The sequence below is a fragment of the Pelotomaculum terephthalicicum JT genome, from assembly GCF_022410535.1.
Lineage (GTDB): Bacteria > Bacillota > Desulfotomaculia > Desulfotomaculales > Pelotomaculaceae > Pelotomaculum_D > Pelotomaculum_D terephthalicicum.
The window spans coordinates 289,287-311,949 of the sequence record NZ_JAKNBL010000001.1; the positions used below are offsets into that span (position 1 = coordinate 289,287).

Below are 22,663 nucleotides of genomic sequence, written 5' to 3' on the forward strand. Positions count from 1 at the left end.
TGAGCAAAGCTTTTTACGGGTGGTATTAATATATAGTTAGTCAGTCATAAAATAAAGAAACTTTATGTCGCCAGTATACAACAATTTTTTGCAGTCTTCAAGGAAATGGCAAGTTTGCAAGTACTGAAGAATTACTTAAAAAGTGATGGCTATTGACCGCGCTTGCGACAGCAAAGGCAGTCAGCTTAATCTGCTGTCTGCCTCGCTAAAACTGCCCACGGTTCACATTATGTCCCTATTAACACGTACATAATGCCATGCCTTTTTCTTTTATGAGAATTATAAAGGCCTTTTCCGGTATTTCTGTTACTTCAGATGTTTCATTACCTGACTAACTCGATAATGCAAAGAGTATCTCCTACCTTAACCACGTCACCCTCACTTACCAGGATTTCCTTAATTGTTCCGCCAGCGGGAGAAGGCACATTGAAAATCGCCTTGCTAGTCTGCATTTCAGCCAGATCATCATCTTCTTCCACCGTGTCGCCTTCCGCCACGTGCCAAAAAGTAACGACGCATTCCTCAACACCTTCGGCGAGAAACGGCAACCTGACTTCCAAATGATAACCCTCCTTATTATACTTTATGAATCCCTTGCCTGGTTTTTTAAACTATAATTATTATATACTTCACCGGCCTGGTAAGAACTGCGCACCCATGGGCCCGCCACCACTTCCCCGAACCCCATGGACAGCCCCTTTTCAACGTAAAAATCATACGTTTCCGGCAGGACATATTCCGCAACCGGCAGTTGAATGTCCGAAGGGCGAAGATATTGCCCGATGGTGAGGATGTCGCAGCCTGCCAAGCGCAGTACGCGCATTGTTTCCAGAACTTCTTCCCTGCTTTCGCCCAAACCAACCATCAGGCCGGACTTGGTGGTGATGCCAGGCGCCAGATCTTTAATTTTTCCCAGAAAATTTACCGACCTTGTAAAATCAGCCTGCGGCCTTACCGAGGGATAGAGCCTGGGCACCGTTTCAACATTATGGTTAAAAACATCCGGCCCGGCGGCGGCCACTTCGGCAATCGCCTCCGGTCTGCCCTGAAAATCAGGGGTGAGCACCTCAACAGCGGCGTCCGGCGTTATCTTTCTAATAAACCCGACGGTGGCGGCAAAATACCCCGCGCCGCCGTCCGGCAAGTCGTCCCGGGTTACCGATGTAACCACCACATGTTTCAAATTAAGCCTGGCCGCCGCTTCCGCCACCCGCTCCGGCTCGCCCGCGTCCGGCGCCGCCGGCGTCCCCTTGCGCACGGCGCAAAAGGCGCATCCACGCGTGCAGGTGTCCCCCAGGATCATAAAGGTGGCGACTTTCCGGGAAAAACATTCCGCCTGGTTGGGGCACCGCGCCCCCTGGCAGACAGTATGCAGATGCAGCCCGGACAACAACTCCCTGGTATGCGCCACTTTAGCGGAAGCGACTATTGTCTTGCGCAGCCAGGGCGGATAACGCCCGGTCACGGTCATATTCCCACCACCTCAATCATTTCGGCCGCCGCACAACCGGCTTCAATCCGGAGCTTAAACACATCCCCGAAATGCCCCGCGGCCGTTGCCATAATTTCAAATTCCGGGATATCCCGGCCAAGTAGTCCGGTTAAAGAAGTCACTCCCTTATCCCGAATGCCGCAGGGAGTAATATAGCTGAAATACTTCATGTCCGGATTGATATTAAAAGCCCAGCCATGATAACTAACCCATTTGCTGACCCCAATCCCGACGGCGCATATCTTATCCTGACCCACCCAAACCCCGGGATACCTGTCCAGGCGGTTTGCCTTGACCCCGTACTCCGCCAGGACCCGGATGAACACCTCTTCGTACATGCGCAGCAACTTATGGAGATCGCTTCCGTGCCGCCTTAAATTTAAGATGGGATAGCCGACAAGCTGGCCGGGACCGTGGTAAGTAATACCGCCGCCCCGGTCGGTTTCAAATACTTTGATACCCTCACGCTCCAGCACATCGTCCGGCGCCAGGATATGCTCCCTGGACCCGCTCCGGCCAATCGTATAGACCGGCGGGTGGCTCAGCAATAAGAGCGTGTCAGGGATTTTCCCGGCGATTCGCTCTTTGACCAGCTTCTTTTGCAGGGTGTACGCTTTGGCGTAATCATATAGTCCCAGATACAGGATCCGGCACCGACGGGTCATATAGGACACTCCTTCAAGCAGTCAGTAGTCAGTAGTCAGTAGGAATTTCTTGCATTCCTTTAAGGTTTTTAAACCCTTGAGTTGCACCGAAAAATTATTCTGACTCCTGACTCCTATCTCCTGACTCCTGTCTTTACGTGTGTATGCTCATGCCGTGTACGGCTTCGGCGGCTTCCAGCACGGCCTCGGATAATGTCGGGTGAGCGTGAACGGTTTCTGTCAGCTGCTGAACCGTGATACCCATCTTGACAGCCAGAGCGGCTTCCGCAATCAGGTCAGTGGCGCGCGGCCCGACAATATGAACACCAAGCACCCGGTCATTATCCGGGTCGGCAAGGATTTTCACAAACCCGCTTGTTTCACCCATAGCTTGCGCTTTGCCGCTGGCGATAAAGGAAAATTTACCGGACTTAACATTGATTCCTTTTTCTTGCGCCTCTTGGGTAGTCAAGCCGACACCAGCAACTTCCGGGTGGGTAAAAATGCAATTGGGTATTACCCGGTAGTCCATCTCGCGGGGACGGCCTAAAATATTGTCAACCGCGACCACTCCCTGGGCGGAAGCAACGTGGGCAAGCTGGATTTTGCCGGTGATGTCGCCAATCGCGTAAATGCCGGGAACGCTGGTTTCAAGTTTATCGTTAACAATAACCTCACCGCGCCCACCCACGGCTACACCAGCTTCTTCCAGCCCCAAACCGCCGGAGTTCATCGTCCTGCCGATGGAAATAAGCGCCCTGTCGGCAGCAATCTCTTCACCCGATTCCAACACGGCGGCAACGGTTCCGGCAGACTTCTTCACTTCCAGAATATGCGCCTTGGTTTTAACAGTGATACCCTGCCGCTTCAGCAGTCCCTGCATCGTCTTAGCCGCTTCCCGATCTAGTGCCGGCAAGATGGCGGGCATGACTTCCAGCACGGTTACTTTCGAGCCCAGAGTATTGAAGATACAGGCGAACTCACAGCCAATCACCCCGCCGCCGATAACCAGCATTTTTTCCGGAATAGCGGCGACGTTTAACGCCTCATTTGAGGTGAGCACCAACTCCCCGTCGTAACCCAAAGCCGTGATTAGCGCAGGCTCGGTTCCAGTAGCGATAACAATATTCTCCGCTGTTAAAATTATTTCTCCGCCGCCTGCCGCCGCCACCCTGACCTTACCCGGAGCCTGCAGGCGGGCCGTGCCCCTGATCAGATCTATTTTATTCTTCTTTATTAGATAATTGACTCCCGCAACCAGCTGCGCCACAACTTTATTTTTCCGCTCCATCAAGCGGCTGAAATCAACCATTACTTCTCCCGTGGCAATACCGAATTCCGCCGCGCGGCGGATGTTATTCAGCAATTCGGCGCCGCACGCCAGTGTTTTAGTCGGAATGCACCCCCGGTTCAAGCAGGTGCCGCCCACTTCGTCCTTTTCCACAACGGCGACTTTGGCGCCCAACCGGGCCGCCCGGATCGCGGCGACATAGCCGCCCGGACCGGCTCCTATAATTACAATGTTATAGCTCATCTTACCACCTCGGAGGGGGTCAGCCCTTGACATTGGACAAACGCATAAATTTAACTTTTCACAGTAATAAATAATGGCGCGATCATACAACTAGAACCTTATTATTAAAATACAATAACCGCTAGCAGCCTGTCTAAGTATTAACAGGTAATCCCAATTTTAACTACATGCTGTTATGACAGCATCATTATATATCAACATGTTGGGTGTTCGCATGTCAATATGTAATTCTCAGACAGCCTCTTAGCATATAAAGTTGTCCAATGTCAAGGGCTGACCCCATAAATTAACCATAAATTAACCTGCCTTCATTGGCAGGTTATCCTTTAGTTTATCATTTTATTATAAAAATGTCCGGCAGGTTTTAGTAAACAGCTTACTTTTTAATTTCCCAATAACAATTCTTCGGAGAAGCTATCTTTTCCTCTTTTTTAAGCTTTTTCATAATTTTATCAACCTCTTTTTTCTCGATACCTGTCGCAGCTGCTATTTGGCCTGCGCTGACCGGCTTATCTGCAGCTTTAAAAAAGTTTACAATCAACTCATAATTATCCATATTTTTGTTCTTCCTTTATTTTTATGATATTTTATACATTTTAAAGATTATCAAATGCATTAAAGCATGTCAAGAAAATGCCATTCTAAAATAAACAATCACTGAACTACCTTTTATTACGGTGATATCTCCACAAGCTCTATTGTCTTCCACTTATCCACGTGATATACTTGATTATGTGGAGGTGATTGAGATGGAGTACCAGAATATTACTCTATCCATTCCCAAGAAGATATTGAAGAAAGTCAAACATATAGCGGTGGAAAAAAACACATCGGTTTCCGGATTATTGTCACGGCATCTGGAAGATATAGTTGCAAAGGACGACGCTTATCAAAAAGCAAAAACCAACCAAATGGAACTCATGAAGAAAGGATTCGATTTAGTATATAAGGGCAAAGCCTCATGGTCCAGGGAGGATCTGCATGAACGCAAATGAGGGACGCCAATTCGTTGACACGAATATTTTTGTATATGCGTACGATAGAGGAAATGGGGCAAAACAAAACCTGGCCCGGAAACTAATAACCAATCTTTGGGAAAACCACATGGGATGTGTTAGCATACAAGTTTTGCAGGAATTCTACGTGACGGTGACAAAAAAAGTGCCAATTCCCTTGCCGTTTGAGATAGCATTAAAGATTATCTCCGATTTGGGTGAATGGACTCACCATGCCCCTGATGTCGGGGATGTAATTGAAGCCGTTTATTTTCAGCAAAAGTACGGTATTTCTTTCTGGGATGCAATGATTGTAAACAGCGCTTGTAAAACCGGCTGCACCATCCTTTGGACGGAAGATTTAAATAGCGGACAGGTCTATGGGAACGTAACGGCTCAAAACCCGTTTGACAGGGAAGACTGAAAAACAGCTCTTGCTTGATTGAACGCACGCAAATTGAGAGTAAAAATACCCCTCTGACCTAAATAATTCTTTTTGCAACCAGGTATATTCGAATAAATTTTAAATCCACCATGCCGAATTCATCTGATTGTTCTTTTATAGCTTCTTTAACCAACATTCGAAAGGTTTCAATATATGCGTCTGTTAGCGGAACTGTATAAAAGGATTGATTCAAAAAACCGTTTTCGGCACCTGACTGGTAAATTTTATATACCTGGTCAGCTGAATACTTATTTGACTCCTCTATTAATTCACATTTTACGACGTTAAATCCGCAATCCTCAAAAATTTGCCTGTATTCCTCAGCGCTGTCCCCAAAAAACCACGGCCTGTTAAAACAACTGAATGTTTCCCTGGTGGCCGAATCAGTACGGACCTTTGCTTCAGCAGCCACAAAGGTAGGACAATACTTTGCAGTGGCAGGAGCTTGTATACCCATTCGGCCTCCTGACTTTAGTGCTGTATAGCACTGTTCCAAGACCTTTTTGGGATTTTGAAACCACTGAAAAACAGAGTTACAGAAAATAACATCAAATTGATTAATAAACCCTAGGCATCCGGCATCTTTAACAAGATAGCTTAGATTTGTCTGACCGCAGTTGTTGCGAACCGCTTCATTAATCATACCGTCGGAATTATCTATGCCCACCACCATGCCCCTTGTGAGGAGGGCTATTTTCCTGGTCACGCTACCGGACCCGCAGCCTAAATCAAGCACATCTTCGCCATCTTTAATCGACATTAAACCCAGCAAAACCTCCGAAGCCGTTTTTTGCACAAGGGCGTTCTGTTCATAACTAGCGGCTTTGCTGTTAAAACTAATATTCATAACCATTCCCTCCTGTTAACTTAAATTAACAATTATTCTTATCATTCAACACGTGCTCGAAAAGGCTTGACTTGCCGGATCGGGTGTTTATCCGGAGCGGTTCTGAGCACTGGATGCGGTTTATAGCACGGTCGTATACTTTTCTTGACAAAAAAGCAGGGTAAATCTGATCATCCCTGCTCAAATTACTATCTTTTATTCTGACTCCTTACTTCTGATTCCTTCTACTGATCATTTCAGCATGGTAGAGCCCATCAGGTAGCGGTCACACTCGCGCGCCGCGCCGCGCCCTTCATTGATTGCCCAGATCACGAGGCTTTGACCCCGGCGCATGTCGCCGGCGGCAAATACTCCTTTGACATTGGTGGCAAATTTGCCGTATTCAGCCTTGGCGTTGGTAAACTTGTCGCGCTCGACGCCGAGCTGGTCGAGCAGGGTGTTTTCCGGACCGGTAAACCCCATGGCCAACAGCACCAATTGGGCGGGCCATACTTTCCCGGTACCGGGAATTTCCCTCGGCGTAAGGCGGCCTTGATCATCCTTGATCCACTCAACCTGAATGGTATGCACTTCTTTGACCTGCCCATGCTCATCTCCGGCAAACTTTTGCGCCGTAATGCAGAAATGCCGGGGATCGGCTCCGTAAAGAGCCTCCGCTTCCGCCTGGCCGTAATCAACCTTAAATACCCGCGGGAACTGAGGCCAGGGGTTGTTGGCGGCACGTTCGAGGGGCAACGCCGGCATAATCTCAAGCTGGTTGACACTATTGCATTTGTGGCGCAAGGAGGTGCCGACACAATCCGTGCCGGTATCGCCGCCGCCAATTACGATAACGTCTTTGCCCGCGGCGGAGATATGCTTTCCGTCGGCAAGGCCGGAATCCAGCAGGCTCTTGGTATTCGCGCCCAAAAATTCCACCGCAAAGTGTATTCCCTTCAGGTTCCGGCCCTCAATCGGCAGATCGCGCGGTTTTGTTGATCCGCCGCAAAGCACTGCCGCGTCGAATTCTCGCAGGAGCTTTTCCGCAGGATAGTCTTTGCCTGCTTCCGTGCCGGTTGCAAAGGAAACCCCTTCCGCCGCCATCAAATCAACGCGCCGCTGCACAATCTTTTTGTCCAGCTTCATATTGGGGATGCCGTACATCAATAGCCCGCCCACCCGGTCGGCGCGCTCAAAAACGGTAACCCAATGGCCGGCTTTGTTGAGTTGGTCCGCGCAGGCCAGGCCGGCAGGACCGGAACCAATCACGGCAACTTTTTTACCGGTCCTGACAGAAGGCGGGCAAGGGACTATCCATCCCTCTTCATAGGCACGCTCAATAATGGCATTCTCGATATTTTTCGTCGTGACCGGGGCGCTGTATAACCCGGCGGCACAAGCGCCCTCGCAAAGGGCCGGGCAAACCCTGCCGGTAAACTCCGGAAAGTTATTTGTTTTTAACAGCCGTACTAACGCTTCTTTCCACAGGCCCCGGGAGACCAGATCATTCCATTCGGGGATCAAATTATGGTTGGGGCAACCGGAAATCATACCGCTGATCACGGTTCCGCTATGGCAGAAGGGTGTGCCGCAACCCATGCAGCGCGCTCCCTGAATCCTTAATTTTTCCTCCGCAAAAAGGCAGTGAAGTTCTTCCCAGTCATTAATGCGCTCCAATGGAGCGCGGTCGGCCGGGAGTTCCCTCTGATATTCCATAAATCCCGTCGGCTTACCCATGGTTCTCCTCCTCATCGGTTAGTTCCCGCTGACCCGCGACACGTCTTTTAGATTTTCTTCAAAAGCGACCATAATGGCTTCATCACCGCCAAGGCCCATCTGATATGCCCGGTCAATGGCCGCGAGCATGCGCTGGTAATCTTTCGGAATGACCTTGACGAATTTCGGCAGCATTTCATCCCATTTATCCAGAACCACCCGGGCCTTTTCGCTTTGGGTATATTTTAAATGCCTTTGCATCATTTCTTTAACCTCGGCAATTTCGCCGGCATTTTCCAGGGTTTCAAGAATTACCATTTCGTAGTTGCAGCGCTCCGGGAACGTTCCGTCTTCGTCAAGCACATAGGCAACCCCGCCCGACATGCCGGCCGCGAAGTTCCTGCCGGTCGCACCAAGCACGACCACACGGCCGCCGGTCATGTATTCACATCCATGGTCGCCTACCCCTTCGACAACGGCTTTTACACCGCTGTTCCTGACGCAGAATCTTTCACCGGCCACGCCCCGGATGTATGCCTCTCCTGACGTCGCGCCGTAAAAGGCCACATTGCCGACAACGATATTTTCTTCCGGCGCAAAGGTCGCCTTTGCCGGCGGAAAAACAACCAGCTTGCCGCCCGAAAGGCCTTTGCCGAAGTAATCGTTGGCATCTCCCGCCAGGGTGAGGGTAATTCCCCTGGAAACAAAAGCGCCAAAACTCTGCCCGGCGGAACCATCAAAGCAAAGGCGGATTGTATCCTCGGGCAGGCCCTCTCCGCCGTAGCGCTTGGTCACTTCATGGCCCAGGATGGCGCCTACCACCCGGTTGGTGTTTAATATGGGCAGCCTGGCCTCAACCGGCTCCCCGCGCTCCAGGGCCGGCTCGCATATTCTTAACAGCTCCTGTCTGTCCAGAGATTTCTCCAACCCGTGATATTGTTCAGTTTGGCAGTACCTCCCGACGCTTTCCGCAACATCAGGCCGCCAGAGCAGGGCAGACAGGTCCAGTCCCTTCGCTTTCCAGTGCTCAATACCTTTCTTCAGCTCCAGCACGTCGGTGCGGCCAACCATTTCGTTGACTGTCCGGAAACCGAGTGCCGCCATGATTTCCCGCATTTCCCGGGCGATAAACCGCATAAAGTTGACTACATGCTGCGGGTCGCCCTGGAAATTCTTGCGCAATTCCGGGTTTTGGGTTGCTATGCCGACCGGGCAGGTGTCCAGGTTGCAAACCCGCATCATGATGCAGCCCATGACAACCAGCGGAGCCGTGGCAAACCCGTATTCCTCAGCGCCGAGCAGCGTGGCGATCACCACGTCCCGGCCGGTCATCAGCTTGCCGTCCGTTTCCACAACAATTCTGTCGCGTAAATTATTCAGCACCAGCGTTTGATGCGTCTCGGCCAAACCCAATTCCCAGGGCAGGCCGGCATGAGTGGTGCTCGTTCTGGGCGAAGCCCCCGTGCCGCCGTCGTAGCCGCTGATCAAAACGACATCGGCCCTTCCCTTGGATACTCCCGCGGCAATTGTGCCCACGCCTACTTCCGAAACAAGCTTAACGTTGATCCTGGCCTTTGGATTGGCGTTCTTCAAGTCGTGAATCAATTCCGCCAGGTCTTCAATCGAATAAATGTCATGGTGCGGCGGGGGTGAAATCAGGCCCACCCCGGCCGTGGTCCCCCTGACCTTGGCAACCCAGGGATACACCTTGCGCCCCGGCAGCTGGCCGCCCTCACCGGGCTTTGCCCCCTGGGCCATCTTGATCTGAATTTCATCCGCGTTGGTCAGGTACTCACTGGTAACACCGAATCTGCCCGAGGCCACCTGCTTAATGGCGCTGCGCAGGGAATCGCCGTTCGGCAGGGGCTTGAAGCGGGCCGGATCTTCCCCGCCCTCGCCCGTATTGCTCTTGCCCCCAACGCGGTTCATGGCGATAGCCATGGTCTCGTGCGCTTCCTTGCTGATCGAACCAAACGACATGGCCCCGGTCTTGAAGCGCCGGCAGATGGACTCCACCGGTTCGACTTCCTCTAGCGGCACGGGCGTCCGGTCTTTTTTAAAGTCCAAATACTTGCGCAGCGCGTTTTTCTGACCGTCGACCTGCGCCGAGTACTGCTTAAACAATTGAAAGTCACTATTGCGGCAGGCTTGCTGCAATAGCGCGATAGTCTCCGGATTGAACATATGCTCCTCACCGTCATGCCGCCACTGGTAAGTGGAGCCGGGCTCCAGTGCGCCGTCACTGCCGGGCGAGAAAGCCCTCTGGTGGCGGAGCGCCGCTTCACCGGCAATTTCAGCCAGCCCGACTCCGCCCACGCGTGAGGCAGTCCAGGTAAAATATCTGTCAATTACCGACCGGTCAATCCCGATAGCCTCAAAAATCTGGGCTCCACAGTAGCTCTGAATCGTGGAAATACCCATTTTGGAAGCAACCTTGACCACACCCTTAATAGCGGCCTTGACGTAATTCTTCAGGGCTTCCTTGAGTGTTATACCGTCCAGCATTCCCTGTCGGCACATGTCTTCCAGTGTTTCAAAAGCCATATACGGATTGACGGCGCTTGCGCCGTAGCCCAGCAGCACCGCCAAGTGATGCGTTTCACGCGGTTCCCCCGATTCAAGCAGCAGGCTGACCCTGTTCCGGTTTCCCGCCCGGATCAGGTGGTGATGCAGTCCCGCTACGGCAAGCAAGGCCGGAATGGGCGCGTTTTCCGCATCCACACCCCGGTCGGATAAAATCAGCAGATTGGCGCCGCCGGCAATGGCCCGGCCGGCCTCATGGAAAAGGTTCTCCAGCGCTTTTTCCATGCCCGGGCTTCCTTCCGCCACTTTGAACAGGATGGGCAAGGTTACTGTTTTAAAACCGTCCCTCTGCAGGTGCCGGATTTTCGCCAGCTCTTCATTGGTCAGAACCGGTGCTTTCAGCCTGATCCGGCGGCAGTTGCCGGGTTCCGGCTTAATCAAGTTCTTTTCGCTGCCAATGGTGGTCTCGACGGCAAAAATAATCTCCTCGCGAATGGAGTCAATCGGCGGGTTGGTCACCTGGGCAAACAATTGCTTAAAATAATTGTACAAAAGCTGCGGTTTATCAGACAATACCGCCAGCGGGGCATCATGGCCCATCGCCCCCACCGGCTCAACCCCGTCTCTGGCCATGCGCTCCAGCACTTTAGAAAGGTCCTCGTAAGTATAACCAAAGGCCTGCTGCCGCTTGAGCACCGTCTCAAAGTCCGGCGCCGGCACATGCGGAGCCTCCGGCAGTTGTTCAAGGCTCACCAGGTATTCGTCCAGCCACTTCCGGTAAGGATGTGCAGTCACCATGCTTGTTTTCAGCTCTTCATCGCTGATAATGCGGCCTTCTTCCGTGTCGACAAGCAGCATGCGCCCCGGGCGCAGCCGTTCTTTCAGGATCACATCTTCCGGCGGGATATCAAGCACACCTACTTCCGAGGCCAAAACAATGAGGTCGTCTTTGGTTACGTAATAGCGCGAGGGCCGCAGGCCGTTCCGGTCAAGCACGGCGCCGATGATCGCGCCGTCCGTGAAAGCAATGGACGCGGGGCCGTCCCACGGCTCCATCAGGCAGCCGTGGTATTCATAAAACGCTTTCTTCGCGTCGCTCATGCTTTCGTGGTTGGACCACGGCTCCGGAATCATCATCATGGCCACGTGAGGCAGGGAACGCCCTGAGAGCGACAGAAACTCGAAGCAGTTGTCAAACATGGCCGAGTCACTGCCGTCCTGGTCGATCACAGGAAAGACCTTCGCCATATCCTCGCCGAACAGTTCCGACTCGCACATGGCCTGGCGGGTATGCATCCAATTGATGTTGCCGCGCAGGGTGTTGATTTCCCCGTTATGGATCAAATAACGGTACGGGTGAGCCCGCTCCCAGCTGGGAAACGTATTGGTGCTGAACCGGGAATGGACCAGGGCCAGCGCGGTTTCCACAGCAGGGTCTTTTAGATCGAGATAAAACTCGGCAACCTGTTCAGAAATCAACATTCCTTTATAAACTATCGTTCTGCAGGAGAAACTGGCAAAATAGAAAGTTTCCCCTTCCCGCAGGCAGTCGCGGGGAATCTCTCTTTCCGCCCGCTTGCGGATAACGTAAAGCTTGCGCTCAAAAGCCATGATGTTTTTGATAGCCGGGTTCTTTTCGATAAAAATTTGGCGTATATATGGCTGAGCCAGTTTCGCGGTTTCACCAAGCGTATGGTTATCTGACGGAACAGTACGCCACCCCAGCGGGGTCTGGGCTTCTTCCCGGATAATCTTTTCCAGCGCCTGCTCGCACTTTTCACGCATGGCGGGATCTGTAGGCAGGAAAAGCATACCGACACCATAACTACCGGCGGGAGGAAGGTGGATACCCTCCTTGGCACACTCCTTTTCAAAAAAAGCATGTGGAATTTGCATGAGGATCCCCGCGCCGTCACCGGTATTCAACTCGGCTCCCCTGGCTCCGCGATGGTCCAGGTTAAGAAGCACGGCGAGAGCTTTTCGTACGATGTCGTTTGATTTTTTCCCTTTTATGTTCGCCACAAAACCGATGCCACAGGCGTCATGTTCGTACCAAGGGTCGTAAAGGCCTTGTTTTGAAGGTAATCCATTGATTTTCATGTTCTACAACCTTTCTGTCTCTCCGAATATAATGAAAAAAGTGATAGAAAAAGAAAAAGGCCTCATTACAGGCGTGCTAAAAACACCGTACTGTAATATAGGCCTCATTGCCAAACTTTAACTTGGATACACCGTTGTATCTTAATTTTCTGTTGTTATTTCTGCTGGTTAATTAGAGAAACTATACCAAAGAAGAATGAAGAGCATCCAAACATGAAATCCAGCCGATTATCTTCTATTAGAGATCGTTTATGCCGTTATGCCATTCTAACTCAACTTTCGCTATGTGAAAGCTGAGTTAGAAATTTTTACTGCCTCATTAATTTAAAACTTGGTCAGGTACTCCTCAATCTCCCAAGGGTGAACCTCAACGCGATAGCGACTCCACTCAATCTCTTTCGCCTCGATAAACCTGTTAAAAATGTGTTCACCCAGGGCTTCTTGAATTATTTTATCTTTTTTTAATTCTTGTACAGCCCCTTGCAGATTTTCGGGCAGGCTGCCGATACCAAGCTGCTCTCTTGCAGCCGGCGTCATCTCGTAAATGTTGCGGTTGCAGGGCGCGGGCGGCTTAATCCGGTTTTTAATCCCGTTAATACCGGCCTTCAGGCAGACCGCCATGGCCAGGTAGGGATTGCACGCCGGGTCGGGGTTGCGCAGCTCAATCCGGGTGGACTCTCCCCGCTTGGCCGGAATCCTGATCAGGGGACTCCTGTTGCGTGCCGACCAAGCTATATATACCGGCGCCTCGTAACCGGAAACCAGTCTCTTGTAGGAATTAACCGTTGGGTTCACAATTGCCGAGATCGCCCTGGCATGCTCCATCAGACCGCCCACATAATGAAGACAATCCTCTCCCAAACCGTCTTCGGCGACAGGGTCGTAAAAGGCGTTCTTGCCGTTTTTCATCAACGATTGGTTCAAATGCATGCCGGAACCGGAAATGCCAAACACCGGCTTGGGCATGAAGGTGGCGTGCAGGCCATGCCGCTGGGCAATGGTGCGCACTACAAACTTGAAGGTAACAACCTTGTCGGCTATATCCAGAGCTTCTGAAAACTTAAAGTCAATTTCATGCTGGCCCGGCGCCACCTCGTGGTGCGAGGCCTCTATCTCAAAGCCCATTTGCTCCAAAGTCATGACCATGTCACGCCGGGCGTTCTCCCCCAGGTCAACAGGCGTGAGGTCGAAGTAACCGGCCTTGTCGTGTGTAATTGTAGTGGGCTTTCCTTCACTGTCAACATGGAAAAGGAAAAATTCGGCTTCCGGCCCCACATTCATTGTGTAGCCCATTTCTGCGGCTTCCTGTATAGCCCTCTTCAAAACATATCGCGGATCACCCGTGAAAGGCTTACCGTCGTGATCATAAATGTCGCAGATTAAACGGGCAACCGCGCCTTCCTGGGGCTTCCAGGGAAAAGTCACAAACGTTGCGGGATCGGGCCGCAAATACATATCAGATTCTTCAATACGAACAAAACCCTCTATGGAAGAGCCGTCAAACATCAGCTCCCCTTCAAGGGCTTTATCCAGTTGCTCAACTGTGATGGCGACATTTTTCAAAATGCCGAAGATATCCGTAAACTGAAGGCGAACGAATTTAACGCCCAGGTCCTTGGCCAGATTACGCACATCGTCGTTGGTAAGCTTAGCCACTTATATTTCACACCTTTCTCTTTGCTGTCACCACGGTGCAATAAATTACAAAAAGACCCCACCACAGGTAATAATGCTAATTTTGCCTGTGCGTGAAGGCCTCATCGCCCCGTAGCGCGGTACAACACTGTACCTTTTTTTCTTTGGAACTAGACAAAAGTATATCATATTAATTTTAAAGTGTATAGTTAAAAAGTGTCCTTTCACCCGGAAATTTGGGGAAAGGACTATGAGGATGGTACATCTTGTATAGATTAGCATAAGTTGGACACCGGCGTTATGCTCCAGCAATACTTAGAACCTGGTCAGGTATTCATTTACCTCCCACGGATGGACCTGTACGCGGTAACTGTCCCACTCATGTCTTTTGGCCTCGATGAATTTTTCATAAACGTGCGGTTCCAATACATTTTTTATGACATCGTTCTTTGCTAATTCATCCAACGCTTCCGAAAGGCTGGCCGGCAGGCTGGAGATGTTCATTTCGTCCCGCTGCTCCGCGGTCATCTGATAAATATTTATGTCGGTAGGCGGGGGCGGCTGGATCTTGTTTTTAATCCCGTCGAGTCCCGCCTTCAAAGCAACCGCGATGGCCAGATACGGGTTGCAGGCCGGGTCCGGGTTCCTTAATTCGACACGGGTCGAATTGCCTCTCTTGGCAGGTATGCGGATCAGCGGGCTCCTGTTGCGCCCCGACCAGGCGATGTAAACCGGAGCCTCATAGCCGGGCACCAGGCGTTTGTACGAGTTAACCGTGGGATTGGTCACAGCCGCCATGGAACGGGCGTGTTTCATCAAGCCGCCGACATAGTGCTTGGCGACATCGCTTAATTGATCGGGAGCGGACGGATCATAAAACGCATTCCGGCCATCCTTGAAAAGCGACTGGTTCATGTGCATGCCGGAACCGTTGATGCCAAAAACGGGTTTGGGCATAAAAGTGGCATGCAGGCCATGCCGTTGGGCCGTGGAACGGACAACCATCTTGAAGGTCATAATCTTGTCGGCGACATCAAGGGCGTCGGAATATTTGAAGTCAATTTCGTGCTGCCCCGGGGCCACCTCGTGGTGCGAGGCTTCTATCTCAAAACCCATTTCTTCCAAGGTAAGCACCATCGAGCGGCGGGCATTCTCGCCAAGATCAACCGGGGCGAGGTCGAAGTACCCGGCGTCATCGTGAGTTTCCAGAGTGGGATTACCATCTTGGTCGATCTGGAACATGAAAAACTCCAGTTCAGGTCCCACCTGCATACTGTAGCCTATTTCCGCCGCCTCGGCCAGGACTTTCTTCAAAACGTAGCGCGGGTCACCCGCGAAGGGAGAACCGTCCGGGTTATAAACATCGCAGATTAAGCGGGCAACCCCGCCTTCCCTGGGCCGCCAGGGAAACATGGCAAAGCTTTTCAAGTCCGGCCGCAGGTACATATCCGATTCTTCAATCCTGGCAAAGCCGTGAATGGAAGAACCGTCAAACATCAATTCCCCCTCAAGCGCTTTATCAAGCTGCTCAATAGTGATGGCAACATTTTTCATCACACCAAGGATGTCGGTGAACTGGAGGCGGATAAACTTAACTCCCAAATTCCTGGCTTTATCCAGTAATTGTCCCTTTGCAGTTACCTCCATAACAACCACCCTTCAGAAAGTATTTTTTATGATAATAAAGAAGCCCATAATAGCAGATCAAGCTTAACCTCTACTATTATGGGCTTCTTTGCCCGGTCCGGCACAACCACGTGCGCGGTTTAACGTATCATGTTGATAAAGCCCGCAGATATTGAATGCTTACAGGTTATGGGCCAATATTATCGCCTCGGCCACCGCGCGCATGGAAATCCGCTTATTCATGCTCTGCTTCTGGATGCGCTTAAAAGCTTCTGCTTCGGAAACACCCATTGATTCCATTAAGATACCCTTTGCCCTTTCGACAACTTTTCTTGTCTCAATCGTATTCTGAAGTTCCTGCACCTGGCCCTCAAGCTTAACTCTTTCTTGATAATTGGTCAAAGCCAACTCGACCGCCGGGATAAGGTTGAAGTCAAGTTCAGGCTTGACCAGAAAAGCAAAGACCTTAGCGTTCTTGGCTTTCTCAATCACATTTTGATGTGTGGACGAACTGATTAATACTACGGGAGCCAGTTTATCTTCATAGACAATGCGGGCCACTTCAAATCCATCCATACCTGGGAGGAATGCCTCGATGATAACCAGATCAGGCTGCCTCGTCCTGATCAGCTTTAAGCCGGTAAGACCATCCTCAGCCTCACCGATTACCCAGTAACCCATTTTAACCAGTATGGCTTTTACATTCTTTCTCCAGGCGGCATCATTATCGATTAGTATTACCCTTTGTTCTCCCATGGGCGCATACCTCCTGTTGCCGCTACATTCTTAATCTTTTCCGCCGGATATAAAAATGCCCTCTGGCAGGAATATTCACCTGATGAGGGCATCATTGCCTGGATTCTATAGATACACCCTTGTACCTATAATATAAAACAACTATAAAGTTATTATATAAAACTATGATTAAGAAGGCAACTGTTTTATTAAGGCTTAGCTTAAAATTTGCTCAACTTCTTCCGCGTCCGCGTCCATGACATAGCGGATGCCGGTAATTTCCGCGGCTTCCTTGGTCAGGGCGACAAGGTCATCCCTGGTGATATACTGGAGAGCAAACTTGCGGGCGCCGCACATGAATTGCCTTAAGCCCTGGGCCAGACGCTCGCAATAGCTGTAAACACCGATAGCGCCGGCCGGCAGGTTGTTAAAATCACTGCCCAGCTTGTTTTTCAACTCATTCGCGGCCACAAAAACCTGCTCCAGATTCGCGCCATATTTCTTGTATTCAGGCGGAACCTTGCCGCTCTTAATCGCTTCACCGACAGTCTTGCCGACCATGGCGGCGGTAAGAGGCGAACGGGCCATGCCGATCGCTTTGATGTACGGGGCTCCCATGGCCAGGCCTTTGTACATATGGTCTTCCAGGGTAAAGCCGCCGGCGATGGCCACCGGGGGAATAAAAGCTCCTTTGGCAGCCAGTTTATCAAGATACTTAACCAGGAGCGCCTGGATATATACCGTCGGGACGCCCCATTCGTTCATCATCCGCCACGGGCTCATGCCGGTGCCGCCACCGGCGCCGTCAACGGTAAGCAAGTCAATCTTGGCGTCGGAAGCGAATTTCACCGCCCTGGCCAAGTCCGCCGGCCGGTAGGCTCCGGTTTTGAGCATGACATGCTTGGCCCCGGCGTTGCGCAGGGCTTCCACACGGGCCATAAATCCTTCCTGGCTGACCATGCCAACCCGGGAGTGCCGCTCAAACTCAGTGAAAGCGCCTTCTTTATACGCCGCCTGGACTTTCGGATCTTCCGGATTGGGCAGCACGATATAACCCCGGCTCTTGAGTTGAAGCGCCCGCTCCAGCGTGTTCAGCTTGACTTCGCCGCCAATATCCTTGGCGCCCTGGCCCCACTTGATTTCAACGACATCGACGCCGAGTTTTTCCAAAGCGTATTCCTGAACACCAAGCGTAGTGTCCTCGACATTGGCCTGCACCGCGATAAAGCCCTTGCCGTTGTACCATCTCTGGAAGTCTTTAACCCGCTTTTCCAGGTTCGGCGAGTGAACAACACGTCCGTTCTTGATCTCCACATGGGGGTCCATGGCGCAGACATTCTCACCAATGGCGATACCGATACCCGAAATAGCAGCGCCGGCCGCCAGGTGATCCCAGTTGTCGGCGGCAACATTGGTGGACCCCATGGCCGCTACCACAATGGGCAGGTCCAGGCTGATCTTATTTACAGAGCCGACTTCAGTTTCCAGGCTTACGGCCGGGAATATCGCTTTATCGGAGTCAGCTTCGATACCGATCGCGCCGACAGCCGTACCCATAATGTTGAAGTGGGAGTAATCAACCGGATAATCCTTTTGCGAAGCCGAGGTAGTTTTCCCGAAAGGCTGCGGGTAGAGCACTTCTTTGCTGCGGACGGAAGATTTGCCGATCTCGCACAAACCCGGGCAGCCGTCCAGACAGGTTACACACATGCCGCTAAATTCACACTTGCTGTCTCCGGTGCGCAGCTTGGTTAAAGTAGCCGCGCTGGCATTAATGCCTTTACTGAATGTCATTGTACCATCCTCCTAAATTATCTCTCTCTTTTATTCTCTGTTCTTTGTGAAACATCGCCGGATTATAATTTGGTGGGTCCCCCTCCCTTCCAGTTCGTTAATCAGATATTTAGCTCAAGACCAAAGGTCATTTCTTGATCACCCTGTGCCTCCCTGGGAGTAGCCTGTTCCAAGCTTTTCAATAGTTGGCCAGATACTCGTCAAGCTCCCACTGGTGGACTTCAGCCATAAAGCGCTCCCATTCCTCTCTTTTTGCTTCCAGGTAACACCTGGCTATGTGTTCCCCCAGCGCCGCGCAGACAGTCTCATCCTCAGCGAGGGCATGCAATGCCTCGTTAAAGGAGCGCGGCAGCCCGTTGTTTCTGACCAATTCCCTCAGCCCTCCGCGTCCCGGGTGATTTTCCGGCAACGGCTGCGGAGGCTCAATCTTTGCGGCAAGACCGCGCTCTCCAGCCGCCAGAACAGAGGCCAGGACCAAATAAGAGTTGCAGGCCGGATCGGGACTGCGCAGAATGAAACGGGTACCGTACCCCCGCTGCGCGGGGACACGGATCATTGCGCTGCGGTTCTTTTCAGACCAGGCCACCAGACACGGAGACAGTTCGTCCGGCAGCAGCCGCTTGTACGAATTAATCAGCGGGTTGGCAATAGCCGTAATCGCCCGGGCATGCCCCAGTACGCCCCCGATATAATGATAGGCCGTCTCACTCAAGCCCAAACCGTCATTCGAGTCTTCAAGGATATTCTTTCCCTCACGCCAAAGCGACAAGTGCAGGCGCATACCGGAGCCCTTTTCCCCAGCAAGCGGTTTAGGCATAAATGACGCGTGCAGCCCGTGCCGCTGGGCGATGGTCCGCACAACAAATTTAAAGGTGGCGATTTTGTCCGCGATCGCTAAGGCACTGTCCTCCTTGATAAATATCCCGTGCTGTCCGGGAGCTATCTCGTGGTGGGAGGAAGAAATCTCAAAGCCCATTTCTTCCAGCGTCAGCACCATATCCCGCCGCGCGTTTTCACCCAAATCCACCGGAGACAAATCACAGTAACCCGCGTGATCATGAGTGATAGTGGTGGCCTTGCCCTGTTCATTGGCGTGGAACAAAAAAAACTCAATTTCCGCGCCGGCCCGCAACTGCAACCCCGTGCCGGCAGTTTTTTTCAACACTCTTTTCAGGGCGGAGCGGGAGCAGCCGGGAAAAGTTTCTCCTTCCGCGGAACAGATGTCGCAGATCAGCCTGGCTACCGCGCCGTCCCTGGGACGCCAAGGAAAGATCTCAAACGTGGCCGGATCGGGGTAAAGATAAATTTCGCTTTCTTGGTTGCGAATAAAACCTTCGACAACGGCGCTGTCAAACATGACCTGTCCTGCCAGCGCCCTTTCCAGTTCTTCTACAGTAATGGCAATATTTTTAAAAGAACCGAAAATGTCGGTAAATTGCAGGCGGATAAATTTGACATTATATTCTTTGGCTTTTTCCAATACTTCCTCTCTGGTTAAGACTTTCAAAGTAAACCTCCATTTATTTATTCATAATCTAGATACTGATAACGCATTTCTTTTCATATAAAAATAAAAAATGCCCTCCAAAGACCCGGTAATTCTACCGGTCTTCAAAGGACGCCTTTGCCCCAAAAAGTATTAAGTTACATAAACAAGTATAAACATTTACTCTTAAAAAATCAACCGGTTTACAAATAAAATATTGTATACAATCACTGGCGCTTATTATCCTTTTTGCTATAGAGTTTAATAACTTTTTTCGCGACCCTGACTATCGGCACACAATTGTCCATGCTTAATCTCTGCAAGTATTTATAAGCTTCTTTCTCACTTAGCGCCCTGGCCTCCATCAGCAAGCCCTTGGCTTTTTCCACAAGTTTTCTTTCTTCCAGCGCTTGTTTAAGCCCTTTATTTTCCTCTTCCAGCTTGATGAATTTCCTAAAGTTAGCAATTGCTATTTCTATGGCGGGAACCAGCTGCGCGTCGCTTACCGGCTTTACCAGGAAAGCAAAAATCCAGGAATCTTTGACTTCTTCCAGCATATCCCGTCCCCGGGAGTCGGCCAGCAGGATTACCGGAGCAACCCGGTGTTCTTCAATAATTCTGATAATATCCAGACCTGCCGCGCCCGGCAACATTGTATCCATAATAACAAGATCGGGGTCGGTCTGAAAGACCACCTTGAGAGCGCTCCTGCCTTCACTCACCTCGCCGACCACGAGATAACCCGCGAGGATCAGAATTTCTTTTAACTTTTTACGAGAATTAACATCAGCATCGGCAATAACGATCCTGGCCCCAAACATGGGACACACCTCGAAACGACTGTGAATTGAACTTTATTTTAACACACCATGTTCAATAAAGATACTCCCGCCGCAAGACGGGGAAATAGCCCTCCATTAATTCCCTGCCCAAACAAATCATAACCTCTGCTTTTTATAATAGATATTTAAGACAGAGCAATACGTTTACATATTAAAAACCCCGGCCAAACACTGATTTGATTCCGTCTTGGCAAGTCACCTTTTGCGACATATTAAACCAAACAAGGAGGTTTGGATAATGGCAAATGGGAAACTGACCAAACTATTCCCCGGCGGCAACACATCACTAGGCTTTTATTCTTTCTACGATCATATTATTGAAAAAGACGCCACCCGCGTCTTCATTTTAAAAGGCGGGCCGGGTGTCGGAAAATCAACGTTTATGCGCAAAATCGGCGAAACGATGTTGGAGAAAGGATACGATGTTGAGTTCCACTGCTGTTCATCCGACAACGACTCTCTGGATGGCATCCATATCCCGGCCATTCGTGTGGCGATGATCGACGGGACCGCCCCGCAGAGTGAAGTTCCCATTGTCTAATACTTTTTCACTATTATTAAGGCCGCTACCACCTGGCAAAACACCTGGTATCCGGCCCCTTATAACAACATTCCGGCCTTCAACAATAACCTTATCAACCAGTAAGCGAACTACATGTCGCTTTTCCTCGAAAGTCAGTTCTTGCAGCCTGCCGGCGAATTCATCCACAGCCTCTCTAAAAGCTAGTTGCTCTTCTTCCAGGAGTTGCTGACGGTGGGATTCTTCAATCAATTCCGCCAGTCGTTTTTCCATCCTCTCGACCCGCTCTTTAATCTCAATCAGAATCTTATCGCCCTCATCTTCAGGTATAATACCCTTTTGGTATCCACGAATAATTCGGGCGCGTTCCTCGCCAGCTGCATCAAGTTGCTGTCGCACTCCCACTATTTCTTCCTCTAATAGCTTTAAGTTTTCTCCAACACCTTGCTCCTTTAATTCCATAGCAAGCACTTGTGGGTTGGTCAGCCAACCCGATACTTTATCCCATACGATTTTCTCCAACCGGTCAGCAGGCACGCTTGAAGACCGGCAACGTTCCACCCCAGTAATACCGGGACTTTTCGCCGTACAGACGTAATATCTGTAATATTTTATGCTGTCTTTCACCCTGCTTCTTCTCGAAATACGGTTGCCGTGCATCGTATGGCCACATTCGGGAGCTCCGCACCGGACCAAACCACTTAAAAGATACTGCTCGATTGACATACCCGGTTTTATTCGTCTCGCATCCCGCAGCCGGTACTGCACTTCCTCCCAGATCTGCCGCTCAACAATTAACGGAACCTGTACGGCACACCATTCTTCCCGAGGTCTTTTTTTACGTGAAACTTTTTCTTCCGGTGCGCGATAGCGGTTATTCTTAACTCCCGTTGAGTCTTCTACCCGCAAATACAATGTACCGGTATAAGTTTCATTCGTGAGTATGCGACGCACAGTACCACGATGCCAGTATGCCTCTTTACTTTTGTCTCTCGGCCCTCTGGGAGGCGATATCTGCATGTCATTTAACCTGCGGGCGACTTCATAAGGGCCAACATACTGCCCCCGTCCGGCCTCCAGCACCCAGGAATACATCATGCATACCACACGAGCCTCCTCCTGATTGACCCAAAGGGTATCTGTTTCTTTATCATAGCCATATCCATAGATACCGGGGCTATGCGTAAGCATTCCTTTCTCGGCTTTCTTCTTTTTACCATCACTGGTCCTCATTAATATTTTAGCTTTTTCAAATTCAGCAATAGAACCCCGGAGTTGGTAAAATAGCCTTCCATCGGGAGTGTCACGCCACTCGAAATTGATAAAATCAATCTTGACTCTAGCTTGTTCAATTTTTTCTGTGATAACCAATTGATTCATAAGTTTCCTGGCCAACCGGTCAGGATCAAAGCAGATGAAATAATCTACTCCACCTTGTTGGATTCGTTCCAGTATCAATGTAAGAGCAGGACGATTGAGAATTTCACCGGTAACATCGTCACAAAAAACCTCCACCCGTTTACACCCAAGTTCACTAGCCCGCCGCCGACACCTTTCCTCCTGGACCTCCAGGCTGTACCCCTCCCGGGCTTGATCCTCTGTACTCACTCTGAGATAAATTACCGCAAGCAATAAGCCACCCCCTTAGGATATTTAACGACTTAGATTTCCAGATCGGGGTGTCTTTTTCCTGTTTGTAATTCGCGAAAGAACATATCTAGTCGCTTGTTTGATTGCCTGTTCACGCTGT

Annotated in this window: 17 protein-coding genes and 1 pseudogene; 3 read left to right on the top strand and 15 right to left on the bottom strand. The window is 50.7% G+C overall.

Features of this window, described 5'->3' with window-relative positions; genetic code table 11:
• Nucleotides 1-323 precede the first annotated feature (323 nt).
• From L9W92_RS01425 to L9W92_RS01445, 5 genes are all read right to left on the bottom strand, one after another.
• Entirely contained in the window at nt 324-560 is a 237-nt protein-coding gene (locus tag L9W92_RS01425) for a biotin/lipoyl-containing protein (RefSeq protein WP_240081973.1), read from the bottom strand.
• 23 nt (nt 561-583) lie between these two features.
• Complete coding sequence (lipA, locus tag L9W92_RS01430) at nt 584-1,471, bottom strand: lipoyl synthase (protein ID WP_240081974.1); 888 nt, start codon at nt 1,469-1,471, stop codon at nt 584-586.
• Nucleotides 1,468-2,157, bottom strand: a complete 690-nt coding sequence (gene lipB, locus L9W92_RS01435) for a lipoyl(octanoyl) transferase LipB (protein ID WP_240081975.1) — start codon at nt 2,155-2,157, stop codon at nt 1,468-1,470. Before lipB ends, lipA begins: the two co-directional genes overlap by 4 nt.
• A 133-nt stretch (nt 2,158-2,290) precedes the next feature.
• Nucleotides 2,291-3,670: a dihydrolipoyl dehydrogenase gene (lpdA, locus tag L9W92_RS01440; RefSeq protein WP_240081977.1), complete on the bottom strand. Its 1,380-nt coding sequence runs from the start codon at nt 3,668-3,670 to the stop codon at nt 2,291-2,293.
• Between the two features lie 376 nt (nt 3,671-4,046).
• Entirely contained in the window at nt 4,047-4,226 is a 180-nt protein-coding gene (locus L9W92_RS01445; protein ID WP_240081978.1) for a helix-turn-helix domain-containing protein, read from the bottom strand.
• A 193-nt stretch (nt 4,227-4,419) separates the two neighbouring features.
• Between L9W92_RS01445 and L9W92_RS01450 the strand changes: the two genes are divergently transcribed.
• Entirely contained in the window at nt 4,420-4,665 is a 246-nt protein-coding gene (locus tag L9W92_RS01450; RefSeq protein WP_240081979.1) for a DUF6364 family protein, read from the top strand.
• The gene (locus L9W92_RS01455) at nt 4,652-5,089 is read left to right on the top strand and encodes a PIN domain-containing protein (RefSeq protein ID WP_240081980.1); all 438 of its coding nucleotides are present in this window, start codon (nt 4,652-4,654) and stop codon (nt 5,087-5,089) included. Before L9W92_RS01450 ends, L9W92_RS01455 begins: the two co-directional genes overlap by 14 nt.
• Before the next feature lie 58 nt (nt 5,090-5,147).
• On the opposite strand, the gene L9W92_RS01460 is transcribed toward L9W92_RS01455, so the two are convergent.
• From L9W92_RS01460 to L9W92_RS01500, 9 genes are all read right to left on the bottom strand, one after another.
• On the bottom strand, nt 5,148-5,957 hold the full coding sequence (locus tag L9W92_RS01460; protein WP_240081981.1) for a class I SAM-dependent methyltransferase: 810 nt from the start codon (nt 5,955-5,957) through the stop codon (nt 5,148-5,150).
• 231 nt (nt 5,958-6,188) lie between these two features.
• Entirely contained in the window at nt 6,189-7,673 is a 1,485-nt protein-coding gene (gene gltD / locus L9W92_RS01465; RefSeq protein ID WP_240081982.1) for a glutamate synthase small subunit, read from the bottom strand.
• A gap of 18 nt (nt 7,674-7,691) precedes the next feature.
• A complete protein-coding gene (gltB, locus tag L9W92_RS01470; RefSeq protein WP_240081983.1) occupies nt 7,692-12,275 on the bottom strand; it encodes a glutamate synthase large subunit in 4,584 nt (1,527 codons plus the stop codon).
• 324 nt (nt 12,276-12,599) lie between these two features.
• A complete protein-coding gene (glnA, locus tag L9W92_RS01475) occupies nt 12,600-13,931 on the bottom strand; it encodes a type I glutamate--ammonia ligase (protein WP_240081984.1) in 1,332 nt (443 codons plus the stop codon).
• A 294-nt stretch (nt 13,932-14,225) separates the two neighbouring features.
• Complete coding sequence (gene glnA / locus L9W92_RS01480) at nt 14,226-15,557, bottom strand: type I glutamate--ammonia ligase (protein WP_240081985.1); 1,332 nt, start codon at nt 15,555-15,557, stop codon at nt 14,226-14,228.
• A gap of 159 nt (nt 15,558-15,716) precedes the next feature.
• On the bottom strand, nt 15,717-16,292 hold the full coding sequence (locus L9W92_RS01485; protein WP_240081986.1) for an ANTAR domain-containing response regulator: 576 nt from the start codon (nt 16,290-16,292) through the stop codon (nt 15,717-15,719).
• Between the two features lie 195 nt (nt 16,293-16,487).
• Nucleotides 16,488-18,065, bottom strand: coding sequence for an FMN-binding glutamate synthase family protein (locus L9W92_RS01490; protein ID WP_240081987.1), 1,578 nt, complete (start codon nt 18,063-18,065; stop codon nt 16,488-16,490).
• Between the two features lie 178 nt (nt 18,066-18,243).
• Nucleotides 18,244-19,572: a glutamine synthetase family protein gene (locus L9W92_RS01495; RefSeq protein WP_240081988.1), complete on the bottom strand. Its 1,329-nt coding sequence runs from the start codon at nt 19,570-19,572 to the stop codon at nt 18,244-18,246.
• Between the two features lie 206 nt (nt 19,573-19,778).
• Nucleotides 19,779-20,372 carry an ANTAR domain-containing response regulator gene (locus L9W92_RS01500; RefSeq protein ID WP_240081989.1) on the bottom strand — a complete coding sequence of 198 codons (594 nt, stop codon included), beginning with the start codon at nt 20,370-20,372 and terminating at the stop codon, nt 19,779-19,781.
• A 259-nt stretch (nt 20,373-20,631) separates the two neighbouring features.
• Between L9W92_RS01500 and L9W92_RS01505 the strand changes: the two are divergent.
• Nucleotides 20,632-20,910 (top strand): annotated as a pseudogene (locus L9W92_RS01505) (P-loop domain-containing protein); the annotation flags it as partial.
• Here L9W92_RS01505 and L9W92_RS01510 read toward each other — a convergent pair.
• A complete protein-coding gene (locus tag L9W92_RS01510) occupies nt 20,836-22,545 on the bottom strand; it encodes a recombinase family protein (protein WP_240081991.1) in 1,710 nt (569 codons plus the stop codon). The pseudogene L9W92_RS01505 and the gene L9W92_RS01510 sit on opposite strands and share 75 nt — an antisense overlap.
• Nucleotides 22,546-22,663 lie beyond the last annotated feature (118 nt).

Bases quoted from the DNA above. Each gene is read 5' to 3' on its own strand.
- L9W92_RS01455 (WP_240081980.1), top strand. From the start codon at position 4,652: ATGAACGCAAATGAGGGACGCCAATTCGTTGACACGAATATTTTTGTA.
- gltB (WP_240081983.1), bottom strand. From the start codon at position 12,275: ATGAAAATCAATGGATTACCTTCAAAACAAGGCCTTTACGACCCTTGG.
- L9W92_RS01460 (WP_240081981.1), bottom strand. From the start codon at position 5,957: ATGAATATTAGTTTTAACAGCAAAGCCGCTAGTTATGAACAGAACGCC.
- L9W92_RS01490 (WP_240081987.1), bottom strand. From the start codon at position 18,065: ATGACATTCAGTAAAGGCATTAATGCCAGCGCGGCTACTTTAACCAAG.
- L9W92_RS01500 (WP_240081989.1), bottom strand. From the start codon at position 20,372: ATGTTTGGGGCCAGGATCGTTATTGCCGATGCTGATGTTAATTCTCGT.
- L9W92_RS01450 (WP_240081979.1), top strand. From the start codon at position 4,420: ATGGAGTACCAGAATATTACTCTATCCATTCCCAAGAAGATATTGAAG.
- gltD (WP_240081982.1), bottom strand. From the start codon at position 7,673: ATGGGTAAGCCGACGGGATTTATGGAATATCAGAGGGAACTCCCGGCC.
- lipA (WP_240081974.1), bottom strand. From the start codon at position 1,471: ATGACCGTGACCGGGCGTTATCCGCCCTGGCTGCGCAAGACAATAGTC.
- lpdA (WP_240081977.1), bottom strand. From the start codon at position 3,670: ATGAGCTATAACATTGTAATTATAGGAGCCGGTCCGGGCGGCTATGTC.
- lipB (WP_240081975.1), bottom strand. From the start codon at position 2,157: ATGACCCGTCGGTGCCGGATCCTGTATCTGGGACTATATGATTACGCC.
- L9W92_RS01485 (WP_240081986.1), bottom strand. From the start codon at position 16,292: ATGGGAGAACAAAGGGTAATACTAATCGATAATGATGCCGCCTGGAGA.
- L9W92_RS01445 (WP_240081978.1), bottom strand. From the start codon at position 4,226: ATGGATAATTATGAGTTGATTGTAAACTTTTTTAAAGCTGCAGATAAG.
- glnA (WP_240081985.1), bottom strand. From the start codon at position 15,557: ATGGAGGTAACTGCAAAGGGACAATTACTGGATAAAGCCAGGAATTTG.